The organism is Candidatus Kapaibacterium thiocyanatum (genome assembly GCA_001899175.1).
In the GTDB taxonomy this organism is placed as follows: domain Bacteria; phylum Bacteroidota; class Ignavibacteria; order Kapaibacteriales; family Kapaibacteriaceae; genus Kapaibacterium; species Kapaibacterium thiocyanatum.
Genome location: MKVH01000003.1, coordinates 20,690 through 35,133 on the forward strand (window position 1 = coordinate 20,690; position 14,444 = coordinate 35,133).

Consider the following 14,444-nt stretch of genomic DNA (forward strand, 5'->3'; position numbering starts at 1 on the left):
GATACGACGAATCACGGCCCGCGTGATCCCTGGGATACGACGAATCATGGTCCTCGTGATCCCTGGGATACGACAGGTCATGGTCCCCACGGACCACGCGATACGACGGATCATCATGGTCCTCGCGGACCTCGCGACACGACCAACACCATCTGACGATGGTCCGAAGGATGCGTCGGTGTATCCTCGCGGCTATGTCCGACGTAGTACCGAATCCCGAGCCACCTTCGTCCGGAACTCGTTCCGGACAGGAGGTCAGCTCGAAATGCCTCCGATCATGAAGCCGACATCCGCGCGCGTTGTCGGAAGCATGTACGACACACATAACCAGGTAATTCAATGAACTCACAGGAAATCCTGCGATGAAACGTACACTGATGCTCTGGATGAGCATTGCCGTGGTCAGCACCATGCTCATGGCCTGCGACCATATCATTCTGCCCGGCGATCCCGTCGACCCGGTCGACACGACGGATACGCGTCCCCCGGTCGACACGTCGGACAAGGATCCGGTCGATACCAACGATCCTGGAACTCCCGGCGGTGCTCCCGAGATCACCGTCAGCGGTCCGATCTACAATGGCGACCCCCGCGTCCTGGGTCCCGTACCTCCGAGCGCCCAACTCGTCATGATCTGGGAACGCGCCGACGGCAAGTACTTCGTATGGGGTATCGCCGACATCAACTACGGGGCGAGCCGCTACGCCATCCGCTATACGTCGGTTCCGCCGATGGAAGCCTATGCCGAAATCGTCAATGGAACGATACCGATCTACGCCGCAGGCCATTTGACCCTCCTCGAAAAGGAAACGGTACGCGACGGCCAGATTCTCGACGAGCAGGAAATGTCGGAGCTGCCTGTCATCGGCGATGCGGGTAACTATGCCCTCATCTACGACACCGACAACACACCGGAGCAGATCGGTGCCGGACAGCGTTTCCTCTATCGCTTCGGTCTGGGATACACGACGGCTGCCTACGATATGGTACCGCGCGTCGGCCCCGACTACTTCCCTCTCCACAATGTCGAGATCGGCGTGATGTTCATGGCCCGATGATCGGGTGAGAAGATGAAAGAGGACATCTCAGGATGGTGTCTCCGTTAAGTAGAAAAGGGATGATGGCACTGCCATCATCCCTTTTGTTATGTGGTCATGGAGGTATGGGGGCGGACTCTCACTCGGACGATGGATTCGTCTTCTCCGTTTCGGCCTTCCTGCGTGCGGCCTCGTGCGCTGCACGCCTGCGCTTCTCCTGCCGCAGCTTGTTGTAGTTGATCGACTCGCGCAGGGCGATCGCTTCGCGGATCACACCGCGGTCGCGCAGTATCTGTTCGGCTTCGACGTATCGCTTGCGGTCGGGCAGGGCGCCACGTACGTCCTTCGGAATCTGCGAGATCGGAATCAACGCTTCCTCGACATGCATGGCATCCTTCGGGAGGGCGATCACGACGTCCTTGTTGGACGAAACATCCCACCACGCTCCACCACGGCGGCGTGTGAAATCGAACAGGTCGAGGATGATGACCGTCGTGCCTGTGAACGGAATGGGGCGTCGGTTGGTATCGAGCTTGCCCTGTTTCACCCACTTGAACAGCCACTCGGCATCGGTCAGGAACTGGCGTACGCAGGAATGCGACACGGGCCTGCCGGGCATGTCGAACTGATGGAAGGCGCTGCCCGCATACTGGTGGAAGTTCACCGTGAACGGAAGGCGCCAGTTCGAATCGAGCGACGACAGACGGAGCCGTGACTTCCAGTTCACCGCATAGCGTCCCGGGAATGTGGGCTTGCGCTCCTCTCCCGTATTGGCGGCTGCGAACCGTACCAGCTCTCCACGCTCGTAGCATGCATAGGCCTGCCACTTGTTGCTGATGAAGACGATCTTGCCGATCGTATCGCCATCGCGATAGTATTGCGGAAAGACGGAATAGGCGCGGAGGTCGTCGACGATGGAATCCGGCAGCATCAGCGTATCGCCGACGCGGAAGTAGTGCAGGTCCTTGCGGTTCACCGTCGTGAGCGCCCGGTAATTGCGCATGGTCTCGGGTGCCTTGGCGAAGGTTCGCCGGATGCTGTCCAGCATCGACGTCGTCTCGATGACCATACGGCGGTAGCCGATCCGTGGGAAGCGGTGTTCGATGGAGTCGATGCGGTGCGCGCGGGCCTTCGTGGCGACGCGGATGGAGTCCGCCGTCCTCGTCGCCTGAACTTCCTCGGGCGTAGGCTCATGCGAACAGCCAACGACCCATATCGCGAGGATAACGGCAGTGGCGACCGGAACGAATGGACGGAGAGGCAGAAAAGGAGGCATGATATCGCTGATCGTTGACCCCAAAACTACGCATGAACATTCGTAGGTTGCATGCCCATTCATTCGAATAGCGTCCCATGGTTCGATACGTCTTCCTTTTCGTCTGTCTAACAGCGATGGCAGCCTGTACTACCGATCACCCGCGTCCGTCGGAAGAGCAGCCGAAACCGGCGGCGACACCTCCCCCACCTTCCGTCCGCGAGTACTCGTACCGGATCGTGAGGACGCTTCCGCACGACAGGAAGGCATTCACGCAGGGGCTCGTGGTGTACAAGGGAGGCATGTTCCTGGAATCGACGGGACAGAACGGCCAGTCGTCCATCCGTCATGTACGGATGACGGACGGAGCGGTACAGCGCATCGAGCGTCTGGAATCCATCTACTTCGGCGAAGGCGCGACGGTCCTCGGCGGCAAGGCCTACATGCTGACGTGGCTGAACCAGATGGGGTTCATCTACGATGCGGCGACCCTGAAGAAGGAAGGGACGTTCAGGTATTCCGGTGAAGGATGGGGAATCACCAACGACGGAACGAACCTCATCATGAGCAACGGTACCAACATGCTCACCGTTCTCGACCCTTCCTCGTTCCAGGTCGTGCGTACGGTTTCCGTGACCCTCAACGGTTCGCCCATCTCCAATCTCAACGAACTGGAATGGATCGACGGAGAGGTATGGGCCAACGTGTGGCAGACGGATCGCATCGTGCGCATCGATCCGGCCTCCGGCGAAGTACGTGGCGTCGTCGATCTTGCCGGGCTGTTGCCCGCGGCGGAGCGTACGGCGGACGTCGACGTTCTCAATGGCATTGCCTATGACGGCGCATCGAAGGCTCTCTACGTCACCGGCAAGAACTGGCCTCATGTATACGAGATCATGGTTCAGTGAGCCATCGCTACGCTATCGGTGATGTGCACGGCTGCCTGCTCACCCTTCGTGAGATGGTGGAAGTACGTCTTGGATTGGGTAAGCATGATCTCCTGGTCATGATGGGCGATTACGTGGACAGAGGACCCGACAGCAAGGGCGTGCTGGACTACCTCGCATCGTTGCAGCAGGACGGATACAACGTCGTGATCCTTCGCGGCAACCACGACGACATGATCGTGCGGGCGCGGTTCTCCGGACTGTGGGAGGCTTCGTGTCTGCGCAACGGCGGTGATGCCACGTTGAGGAGCTTCGGCGTCGAACGACATCGCGACATTCCGGTCGAATACTGTGACATGATCGATCGTATGCCGCTGATCCATCTCGAACCGGACTTCGTCCTCGTCCATGCCTCGCTGAATACCATCGCCCTCGATCCTTTCACCGACTATCACAGCATGCTCTTCGCACGGGAAGAGATCATCAAGTACTATCCCTTGCACGGACGCCGCCTGGTCTGCGGCCATACGCCGCAGACGCAGCAGGAAATACGCTGGCGTATCGACGAAGACAGGAAGATCATCGTCGACGCAGGCTGCGTCTACAATGATCGTGAGGGACGAGGATGGCTCTGTACCCTGAATCTGGACACGATGGAGACGATCTTCCAGCGCAACATCGACGCGCGCTGAATGGCCGTTCGGATGTAACGTGCCAGTCGTCACATTCCTCGCCGTCGAGAGCACGAACGGAACGACGCCACGGACGTGGCACGTTGTTCCACCATCGTTCAGGAGGCCGCCATGCGGATCTCATCCCTTCGCATGGACTTCACCGTCCTACTACTGTTCCTGTTCGTTACAGGCCATAGCCGTGCACAACCGCAGTCGCTACTCGTGGAATATCCGGCCGATGGCGCAGGGAACATCTCGCTGAATACATCGATCGTCATCAGGTCTCCACTGCCGATCGATTCGGGGAGTATCTCTTTCCGCTATCCCGATGCCGAGGCCTCCGGATACCGGTTCGATCAACCGGTTATCTCACTGTATCCGCTCCATGCCATGGACGATACCGCACGACGGCAGAACGATATCGTGAAGGGCGTCTATCATCTCGACGACCACTACACGCTGAGATTCACGCCACGCCATCCCTTGCATGCCGGCACGAAGTATCGATGTATCGTTCGTGGACTGCGGCAACATGTCGACGCAGGAGCGATCTTCATGGATTCTCTCTCCACCGTCTTCACGACGCGGTTCGATGCTCCGCGTCTTCGACGGTGCAGCATGGATACCATGCGGGCGCTTCGATGTACGGACTCGATACGCCTGGCGTTCGACGGCGACATGATGCCGTATCGTGATCTGCTGCCTGGCCTGATATCGGTGGAACGCATGACGGGAGGAGATACGACGGAACGGCTTCCGGCGGGAATCCGTGTATCGGAAGATGGGATGGATGTCCTCATCGTTCCGCAACCTCGATGGCCATCGGGTTGTGCCGTGAAAGTTGCGTGCCGTCTGTCGGAGATCACAGGAAGCACGGTGGTGGACAGGGCCGTCGTTCTCCCCGTTCGGCAGGCAGGGCGCGTCGTGATGAACGTCCGGTCCGTCGATGGTTCCGAACTACCGGCCCATGTCCACGACGTCGTACTGTCGCAGGAACGTCTCGCGATCGAAGGAGAGCCGCTACATCTTGCGATGCCTGTTGTGATGGGAGAACGGTGGAGATTCGTCCGATGGGAAAGCGGCCTGCTCGTCGACATCGATGGACGTCGTGATGCGATGGTCGACATACCGGTGACGTGTGATATGCTTGCCGCTACGATACCGGTAACCGTCGTCGTGGAGCGTATCCCATCGAAGGTCGTCGTCATGAAGGGCAGCATGGGAGGCAGAGTCGTCGTTCGCGATGGGAAAGGAACCGTGCTCCGCACCGTTGGTCCGGGTATGCGAACCGTCATCGATTGTGCGACGGTGGCGATGCCGCTGATCGTTCATGCCGTTCCCGACAGGAAATACGTATTCTCCCATTGGGAGACACCGGTCGCGTCGATGACGTCGACCAGTCCGGTCATGATGATACCGGCCAATGGTACGACGCAACAGCCGGTGTTGCCGCGGTTCACACCGCAACCACAGCCGTATGCACGGATCTTTCGTCTGAAGGCCGAGGTTCAGGACATGGACGCGAATCCTCTGTTCGATGTGCGTGACGGAGTGAAGTTCACGACGGTACGGGAACACACGGAAGGTATCAAGGTACAGCGTACGGTATGTATTCAGGCCGGCGCCTGCTGGGAAATCACGGGGCATACGGATGCCGCCGCAGGGGCGACGGTATGGTACGACGTACCGAAACAGCAGTCCTGCGTCACGGGATGGCTGCTCGATCCCGAGAATCGCATCGTCTTCCATTGTCGGCGGAGTGCCATACGCCTGCGTATCGACAAGGTGATGCTCGCATCGGATGCCGCAACGGACATCGTCGTTGGAAGGTCACCGCATCCGGAGACCGTCGTCGACCTCGAGCGGCGTGCGCAGACGGCCAGTGGTCCGCAATGGCAATACATCGCCTCATCGGCATGTACGAATGGTGGAACGGTGTTCTCCACGTACGGCCTGCAGTGTGGTGATAACGTACGGATCACCATTCGCGCATCATGGCGCAGAGGCGAATACTGGCAGTTCTGGTCCGACGTTCCAGGTTACGTACGGCCGGGCAATGAAGAACGTTCGAACGGATCGGTGCGCTATACGATGGCGATCGGCAGGGACATGGCGCGATTCACCACGACTCCATGCGGAAACACGGCCGGTGGAGATCCGGAGATAAGGATCCGCGCATGTTTCGGACAGCAGTTCGGGATCGACGGCATCGGCGTCCGCATGCTCGTCACGAACGGGACGAACCGGGGCGATGCCCGCTTCGTGGAACGCTGGCTCGATCCGTTGATCTATCATGATCTCCTTCCCGATGAACCGATCGGTGGACGTCAGCTCGAATACATCCCGCGTCTCGGTACGCCGGTGAAGGTGCGCTATACGACGGCCGTCGACATCCGTGCGATCCATGCCGGTGCGATGATCGCCGAATCGTATGGCAACGTTCTCGTGAACGATCCGATGATGAAGGGACTGGACTTCACCGTCGTCTCATCGTCCGGACAGCATATTCAGTTTCATCCGGCTGATGGACGTCCTGCCGACATCGTCGAATTCCGTATCTGCGATCCATCGACGATACCACGGAAGCAGGCACTTCATCTCGGCAGTGTTCTTCTCACGTGCGGTACGAACGTCCGGTCGCTACGCGGATTACCTCTGGCCACCGACAACAGCTTCGTTCTTTCGACCGTGGAAGCGCCCGGCTACGGATTGTTCCTGCAACGGGTCGGATTGAAGTACGACGGTGACTGGGATCTGTGGCCCTTCGAAATGTACGGTGAACCATATCATGCCGTTTACGGTGGCGTACTCGGAGTGGACAAGGCATACGAAACCGGGCCATCCTTCAAACGGCTTCCCGAGTGTGATGCACGACAGGGTGAGTCCGCATGTACGTACTCGCAGAGCGACAAGGACTCGCCGATGGACATGGGGGGCAAGACCCTGTTGTTCCAGCCGTTCTGGATGGATCTGCGCGACCATGCCTTCATGCATATCCAGACATACGACGAGGACTGCAAGAGCAACGACAAATGTCTGGTCAACAGGGTTCGGGATTTGCTCGATGTCGTCAAGAAACGCGCGGAGTCCTACAAGGGCAATCCCGCCAAAGGCATCAGTTGGGAGAACAACATCGGCGATCTGATCACGATCGGTGCGGAGTTCATACGGACGTTGTTGCCGCAGGACGACCAGGACGATCATCTGGGCAGTGCCACGTTTCTGGAGAACATCGGAACGGTGTGGGGAGTGCGTTCGGACCGCGGTGCCGCATTCACGCTCCATGGCGGCGATGCTTCATATGAAGTCCTGGCCCGGCTCTACCCGCGTCGGGCCGTCATACGCTGATATCCCGGGGCATGGTTATCACATGACGAAGTCGGAGACCGTAGGCGATACGGTCATCGATGTACACATGTTCTTCACATAAGGAAGACAATCCCTTTCACGGAACAGGAGAACATCATGTCGAACACGATGGGATGCAGAACGGCATTGCACATCATGAGTATTCTCGTGATATCGGGAATGCTGTCGTTGTGGAACGTCGCCGCAGTGGCGCAGATCGAACCCTCAGGTGGATGGACGGATCGGCCATGGCGGCCAGGTCAGGTTGTGGATATACGGTGGAATACGACACTCTTCGATGGTGTCGTCGACGTCCTGCTCTGGGATGGTGGGACGAGCTCGACATCGACCATCGCGAGAGCCGTACCGTCGAAGAAAGGTACTACGGTATGGAAGATTCCGGACCATCAGAGAGTCGATGACAGATACAGACTGATCGTACGGGATTCCGAACGTCCGTGGCGAAGGGTCATGAGTGCAGGCTTCATTCCTGTCGCTCCTCACACAAAGGCCAACGACGGCCTCGTGTATGGAAACGGGCCGGTGATGTCGGCGACGCTCTATCCGAATCCGGCGCGCGATCAGGTTCACGTAGGATGGACGGTGGATGATGCCGTCGATCTACGTATGGAAACACTGACGGGGCTGGCCGTGGCCGCGATGTCGCTTGACGGTATGGCGACTGTGGCGACGTTGCCCCTCAACGGTATACCTGCCGGGATCTATGTCGTTACCGTCACATCACGAACGGGTCTCAGGCAGAGGGCAAGGTTGCAGGTCGTGAAGTAGATACACGAGGCAGGGTCCCCCACCGGACGCGATGTCGTTCGAATGCCGTCGGACGGACGGTCGGCGATGTGGACGATCATGACCAGAGGGCATCGGGATCCATACCGCCGAATGGCGGCGTAGATATCGGTCCTGTTTCACCGAGCATGTATGGACGGGCCTGACGCGGAATGACGACGCGTGTTCCGGGCAGGCGTTCGCGTGTGCAGAGCGCAAGCATGTCACATGCGTCAGGCTCGCCATGCATGATGACGAGGGTCGAGGGCCTGACGTCGGTGATCAATCCGAGCAGACCGTCGAGAGAGGCGTGTGCGGAGAAGCGCAGACGTTCGATCTGGCAACTGCGTCGGGTTTCCTTGCCGGCGAACGTGAATGCCTTGTCCGGTTGGGAGTGAAGGAGTTCGTATCCGGGCGACTCGGGATCCTGATATCCGATGAAGGCGATTCCGAAATTCGGCTTCCGCATGAAGGCCGTTGCCAGGGCGAAGGAAACGGTTCCCTTGTTCATCATTCCGCTCGGTGCCACGACGATGGAAGGGTGCTTCATGTAGGGTCCGTTGAACAGCGTATCGAAGTGGATACGCTCCTGCGGAATGTCCGACACCTCGAAGCCGGGAACACGCATGGGATCGCTATAGCAGTACTGGTCGTAGATCTTGTTGATTCGTACACCCATGCCGACGGTGAAGATCGGAATGCGCGGAATCGATCCTTTCTGCATCAACGAATGAAGGATTCCGAGAGTCTCCTGCGTCTTGCCGAGTGCGAATGAAGGAATGAGGACGGAGCCGTTGGCGTTGGTGATGCGGTTGATGAAGGCGGCCAGACGCTTGGCTTCGCCCTTGTAGTCGTTCGGACGATCGACGGCGGCATTCGTCGCCTCCGTGATCAGTACGTCTACATGCTTCCGCGGTACCCGTGCTTTCGGGATGATGGTCTGGTCGTCGAACTGGATGTCGCCCGTATGCATGATGCGCAGGCCACCGCATTCGAGGGTGATGCTCGCCGATCCGAGAATATGTCCGGACCAATGATAGGTGATGGCTACATCCGAGCGTCCATCGTATCCACGCAGCAGGAAGGGTTCATCGTAGGGCACGGCTTCGAAGGCATGGCGCAGAAGCTCGATGGTATCGCGTTTGTAGAATTCCAGGGCCTGGTCGGAAAACCATGTGCGGATGTCCGTCTTGAGCAGCTTCGCTCCGTTGTGCAGCATGATATGGCTGAGATCGCGGGTCGCATGCGTCATCACGGTACGGAGATGCGGAAGACGTCGCATGACGTATGGCAGGGCTCCAAGATGATCCGTGTGGGCATGCGTGATCAGCAGGGCGTCGGTCGGCCGTGATGCGAGTGCATCGATATCCGGGAACGCTGCCGCCGTCCGGTCCTTCGGATGAAGGCCGGCATCGATGATGATTCCCGTACCGTCGAGATTGAGGTAGCAGGAATTGGCACCGATTTCCTCGGCGCCACCGAGGAGAAGGAGTTCGGCGGTCATGGGTGCAAAAATGCACACGGACCGGTATCCGGGGTAGAAATGTCGTAATGATCCCGTCCGTACCATCCGCGCCACGATGGGGCATGCCGCTCCGTCCGGAGGGTTACGGGCATGCACCTGTGGCCCATTCCTGCGTGTGCGGATGATACAAGACGATCGCACTGAACCTCCAGTTGTACGGCTCGCTCACGCCTACGGGGGTGATACGTATGGCCTGCTTCCGGTGTTCCTCCAGTGCAGGTTCATCCTCGCGTGCATGAGACCATGATACGGTACGACCGGCGAAGGCCGGTTTCCTCGGTCCATCCCCCCCCCCCCCCATGGGCGGGTGGTACGAGCGTGGTGGGCAGCTCACGATCAATGACGTCGGTTCATCCCCGCGTGCGCAGGTGACAGATTCAGTTGCGCGGTGACGTCGATGAGCCGTTCGGTTCATCCCCGCGTGCGCGGGTGACGGAGTTTCGCCTCCTCCTCTTTCGTGCGCGTCGCCGGTTCATCCCCGCGTGCGCGGGTGACGGACACCGTATTTGTCATCGGTTGCCGAGAGGACCGGTTCATTTCCACGTGTGCAGGCGACAGGATGATCCACTGGTGCATATCCGTAGGCAGTGGCGGCATCCTCGGGTTCATTTCCGCATGCGCCCGTAATACGGCTGCTTCATGCTCTTGTGTCGGAAGGTAGGCGGATTATCCCTGCGTGCACGGTAGCATCCGCCCGTATAGTCGCCGACGTGGCGCGGTTCATTCCCACATGCGCGGGCTGGGTCCTCGTCAACGGTATGCGACCTCGGGACGGAGATCCATTCCCGCATGCGCGGGCTGGGTACATCCTACAGTAGTGTTTCCTGCTCCGGTATCACGTAATCAGGCTTATGATCGTGCGGGTCCTTGTCGCCTTCGTCGGTTCCATAATGGAACGGAACCTGTATGCAGCAGTATTCAAATCGCCGGCGATCCTGTTTGTCCTGCATCGTCCTGTCATCCAGCGTCCAAATCCACTATCGCCCGTCAAACCTGTAGACGACCGCTGTTCTACCCCCCATCCGTAGCTTTGCAGACTTGATCATCTGGAGAACAACCATGCAGGCTCCGCAACCGTACAAACTCAAGCACAAGATCCGGATCGTGACGGCGGCGTCATTGTTCGATGGCCACGACGCAGCCATCAACGTGATGAGACGGATCATCCAGGCCACCGGTGCTGAAGTCATCCATCTCGGACATAACAGATCCGTCGCCGAAGTGGTCGACTGTGCCATCCAGGAAGATGCTCAGGCGATAGCCATGACGTCGTATCAGGGTGGCCACGTCGAGTACTTCCAGTACATGTACGATCTGCTGAAGGAACGGGGCGCAGGACATATCCGCATCTTCGGTGGCGGAGGAGGTACGATTCTGCCGACGGAAATCGAACACCTGCATGGCTATGGCATCACGAGGTTGTACTCTCCGGACGACGGTCGTTCCCTCGGCCTGCAGGGGATGATCAATGATCTGGTGGAGCGGTCGGACTACATTCCGCCCGATGTCTTCGGTGACGATCTCGAGGATGCTGTCTCGGCACGGAATCCTCTGGCGCTGGCCCAGGCCATCTCCTTCGCCGAGCGCGGTGCCTACGACAAGGTCGCCTTCGTCAAGGGTACGAAGCGCGCGCCGGTTCTCGGCATCACGGGTACGGGTGGCGCGGGCAAGTCGTCGCTCACCGATGAAATCGTACGACGCTTCCTCGAGGATTTCACCGACAAGACGATCGCCGTCGTCTCGGTCGATCCGTCGAAACGGAAGACGGGTGGGGCTCTGCTCGGCGACCGTATCCGGATGAACGCCGTGAGCAATGGCCGCGTCTACATGCGTTCGTTCGCTACCCGCGAGGCCAACGTCGCGATGAACAAGAACGTCACCGATGCCATCGACGTCCTGTCCTATGCAGGCTTCGATCTCATCATCGTGGAAACGGCCGGTATCGGCCAGAGCGATTCGCAGATCACGGACGTCGCCGATGTGTCGATGTACGTGATGACGCCGGAATACGGTGCCGCGAGCCAGCTCGAGAAGATCGACATGATCGACTATGCAGACATCATCGCACTGAACAAGTTCGACAAGCGCGGTGCACTGGATGCCCTGCGTGACGTGAAGAAGCAATATCAGCGGAGCAGACAGTTGTTCAACCGCAAGCCGGACGAAATGCCGGTCTACGGTACGATCGCTTCGCAATTCAACGATCCCGGTGCGAATACGCTCTATCGCTCCCTCATCGACGCACTGGTGCACAAGTGCGGTCTCGACTGGGCGTCGACGTATACCGTCACCGACGAAATGAGCGAAAAGATCTACATCATCCCACCCGATCGCACGCGCTATCTGGCCGAAATCGTTGAAGAGAACCAGCGATACGACCGATATGCCGGGCAACAGGCCGATCTCGCTCGTCGGCTCTGGCGACTGCGTGGTGCGATTGACGAAATGAAAGGAACTTGAGATGACGACCACACTGATCATCGAAGGAATGACCTGCCAGCATTGCATCAGGTCCATAGAACGAGCCCTGGCGAAGATCGACGGAGTGACCGTCGATGCCGTCGACATCGGCAAGGCCACCGTCACGTACGATGAAGCCATCGTGAATACCGATCGCTTCGCTGAAGCGATCGGGAATGCCGGATACGCACTTGTCTCAACAACGATCACACATGCTGTGGCACTGTAATGTCTACCACAGTGACGCTTCCCGTACAGGGCATGACCTGTGCGTCGTGCGTCGCCCGCATCGAGCGATCGCTGCAGCATACACCCGGCGTGGAAAGCGCCAGAGCCAACCTGGCCACCGATAACGTTACCATCACCTACGACCCGACGACCGTCACCACCGACACGATGGCTTCGGTCCTGCACGAACAGGGCTATGAAGTCATCCTTCCGAAGACGGACTCCACGACGTCGGCGCCCACCGATCATCAAACAGAAGAATATCGCCGCCTGGTGCAGGATTTGCGCCGGGCACTGGCCCTTGCCGTACCCGTATTCCTTCTGACGATGGGCGCCATGTGGCCTCCCTTCCTGGACGCGTTCGGCGGGAACATGGACATCATCAATACCGTAGCGCTGATCCTGGTAACGATCCTGGTCGCCGGCCCGGGCCGCAGATTCTTCTCGATCGCATGGCGACTCGTCAAACACGGTACCGCCGACATGAATACGCTCGTGGCCGTCGGTACCGGTGCGGCATACCTCTATAGCGCTGCCGCCGTCCTGTTTCCCCATGCCCTGGGGCATGCCCACGAATCACATCTGTACTTCGATACGGCCTCCACGATCGTCGCCCTCATCCTCCTCGGCCGTGTGCTCGAAGCACGTGCGAAGCGGCGGACGACGGAAGCGATCCGCGAGCTGATGACGCTCCAACCGTCCACGGCACTGCTGGTGCGCGACGGCCAGGACGTCACGGTGCCGATCGCCGATGTGGGCACCGGCGACATCCTGCGCGTACGGCCCGGCGAACGGATTCCCGTCGATGGCGAAGTCGTCGAAGGCACGACGTCGATCGACGAATCGATGATCACCGGCGAGAGCCTGCCGGTCGACAAGACAGCGGGATCGTCGGTAGCGGGTGGAACGCTCAACACGTCGGGTAGTGTCCTCATCAAGGCCACGGCCGTCGGCGCCGACATGTTCGTCGCCGCTATCGCACGGTCGGTGGAGGAAGCACAGGCCAGCAAGCCGGCCATACAGGCTCTTGCCGACCGTATCGCAGGTGTCTTCGTCCCGATCGTCGTGGCGATCGCCGTCGTCACCTTCGTCGTGTGGCTGATCCTCGGTCAGGAAGTATCTGTGGCCATGATCAACGGCATCGCAGTGCTCATCATCGCCTGCCCCTGTGCGCTCGGTCTGGCCACACCTACGGCCGTGATCGCCGCTACCGGGTCGGCGGCACGACGCGGAATCCTCGTACGGGATGCATCCGCTCTCGAGCTGGCCGCGCGGGTGGATACGGTCGTCTTCGACAAGACCGGTACCCTGACGGAAGGACGTCCCGTGGTTTCCGAATGGCAGTGGGCCGATGGCGTCGACGTCGGACGTGTGAAAGGACTGGTAGCGGCACTGGAACGCTCCTCCGAACACCCTCTGGCCCAGGCAGTCGTGGTCTCCGTACCCGACGTGGTCCGGTTGGCCGTCGAGACCTTCGATGCCCGCGCCGGCTTCGGCGCCGTGGGAATCGTGGACGGTTCTATGGTCGTGGCCGGTAACGAAGCGCTGATGCGCGAATATTCCATCTGGAATGACTGGTTCGCCGGAATGCGCGACCGCATGGCCGCACAGGGCAGTACGACGATCTGCGTCGGTATCGACGGACTGCCGGTAGCGGTGATCGCCGTGACGGACAGCGTCAAGGAACATGCCGTGGAAACCGTCAGGACGCTCAGGGACCGGAACGTCCACGTCGTGATGCTCAGCGGCGATCATGAACGGGCCGCCCGTGCGGTGGCCACGAAGCTGGGTATCGACGACGTCATCGCCGGTGTGCGACCCGAGGGTAAGGCCGATGCCATCGCCCGTCTCCAGGAACAGGGACGCATCGTGGCGATGGTCGGCGACGGCATCAACGACGCGCCGGCTCTCGCCCGGGCGGATGTCGGTATCGCCATGGGAACGGGAACGGATGCGGCCATGGCCTCGGCATCGGTCACGCTGCTACGAGGCGACGTGAGGCTCGTACCCTCCATGATCGGCGTCTCGCACCGTACGGTCGGCATCATCCGCCAGAACCTCTTCTGGGCCTTCGCCTACAATGTCGTGGGCATACCGATGGCTGCCCTGGGCCTGCTCAGTCCGATGATCGCCGCCGCCGCCATGGCGTTCTCGTCGGTGAGCGTGGTGACCAATTCGTTGCGCGCCAGAAAGGTCTGATTTGGCAGAAACGTGGTGCGGTGCGAGTTTGCACGTCTACCAATA

Annotated in this window: 12 protein-coding genes and 1 pseudogene (1 of these 13 cut by a window edge); 10 read left to right on the top strand and 3 right to left on the bottom strand. The window is 59.6% G+C overall.

All coding sequences use genetic code 11. The annotated features are described in order from the left end of the window. From BGO89_03735 to BGO89_03745, 3 genes and pseudogenes are all read left to right on the top strand, one after another. Positions 1 to 26 (top strand): annotated as a pseudogene (locus BGO89_03735) (hypothetical protein); it begins 247 nt to the left of the window's first position. 53 nt (positions 27 to 79) lie between these two features. Next, entirely contained in the window at positions 80 to 343 is a 264-nt protein-coding gene (locus BGO89_03740) for a hypothetical protein (protein ID OJX60696.1), read from the top strand. Between the two features lie 19 nt (positions 344 to 362). Beyond that, the gene (locus tag BGO89_03745) at positions 363 to 1,058 is read left to right on the top strand and encodes a hypothetical protein (protein OJX60697.1); all 696 of its coding nucleotides are present in this window, start codon (positions 363 to 365) and stop codon (positions 1,056 to 1,058) included. Positions 1,059 to 1,176: 118 nt separating this feature from the next. Here BGO89_03745 and BGO89_03750 read toward each other — a convergent pair whose 3' ends face one another. Beyond that, complete coding sequence (locus BGO89_03750; protein ID OJX60698.1) at positions 1,177 to 2,313, bottom strand: hypothetical protein; 1,137 nt, start codon at positions 2,311 to 2,313, stop codon at positions 1,177 to 1,179. Positions 2,314 to 2,528: 215 nt separating this feature from the next. Between BGO89_03750 and BGO89_03755 the strand changes: the two genes are divergently transcribed. The 4 genes from BGO89_03755 (at position 2,529) to BGO89_03770 (ending at position 7,990) form a co-directional block, all read left to right on the top strand. Beyond that, positions 2,529 to 3,200: a glutamine cyclotransferase gene (locus tag BGO89_03755; GenBank protein ID OJX60959.1), complete on the top strand. Its 672-nt coding sequence runs from the start codon at positions 2,529 to 2,531 to the stop codon at positions 3,198 to 3,200. Continuing rightward, complete coding sequence (locus BGO89_03760) at positions 3,179 to 3,871, top strand: hypothetical protein (GenBank protein OJX60699.1); 693 nt, start codon at positions 3,179 to 3,181, stop codon at positions 3,869 to 3,871. Before BGO89_03755 ends, BGO89_03760 begins: the two co-directional genes overlap by 22 nt. Positions 3,872 to 4,003: 132 nt before the next feature. After that, positions 4,004 to 7,201: a hypothetical protein gene (locus BGO89_03765; protein ID OJX60700.1), complete on the top strand. Its 3,198-nt coding sequence runs from the start codon at positions 4,004 to 4,006 to the stop codon at positions 7,199 to 7,201. 117 nt (positions 7,202 to 7,318) lie between these two features. Beyond that, complete coding sequence (locus BGO89_03770) at positions 7,319 to 7,990, top strand: hypothetical protein (GenBank protein ID OJX60701.1); 672 nt, start codon at positions 7,319 to 7,321, stop codon at positions 7,988 to 7,990. A 76-nt stretch (positions 7,991 to 8,066) separates the two neighbouring features. On the opposite strand, the gene BGO89_03775 is transcribed toward BGO89_03770, so the two are convergent. Then, complete coding sequence (locus BGO89_03775) at positions 8,067 to 9,491, bottom strand: hypothetical protein (GenBank protein ID OJX60702.1); 1,425 nt, start codon at positions 9,489 to 9,491, stop codon at positions 8,067 to 8,069. A gap of 103 nt (positions 9,492 to 9,594) precedes the next feature. Further along, positions 9,595 to 9,813 (bottom strand): hypothetical protein, encoded by a 219-nt coding sequence (locus BGO89_03780; GenBank protein ID OJX60703.1) that lies wholly within the window; start codon positions 9,811 to 9,813, stop codon positions 9,595 to 9,597. Between the two features lie 758 nt (positions 9,814 to 10,571). Between BGO89_03780 and BGO89_03785 the strand changes: the two genes are divergently transcribed. The 3 genes from BGO89_03785 to BGO89_03795 are packed head-to-tail and all read left to right on the top strand — an operon-like array spanning position 10,572 to position 14,399. Continuing rightward, positions 10,572 to 11,972, top strand: a complete 1,401-nt coding sequence (locus BGO89_03785; GenBank protein OJX60704.1) for an ArgK protein — start codon at positions 10,572 to 10,574, stop codon at positions 11,970 to 11,972. 1 nt (position 11,973) lies between these two features. Continuing rightward, positions 11,974 to 12,201, top strand: a complete 228-nt coding sequence (locus BGO89_03790; GenBank protein ID OJX60705.1) for a hypothetical protein — start codon at positions 11,974 to 11,976, stop codon at positions 12,199 to 12,201. After that, positions 12,201 to 14,399, top strand: coding sequence for a copper-translocating P-type ATPase (locus BGO89_03795; protein OJX60706.1), 2,199 nt, complete (start codon positions 12,201 to 12,203; stop codon positions 14,397 to 14,399). Before BGO89_03790 ends, BGO89_03795 begins: the two co-directional genes overlap by 1 nt. The last annotated feature ends 45 nt before the right edge of the window (positions 14,400 to 14,444 follow it).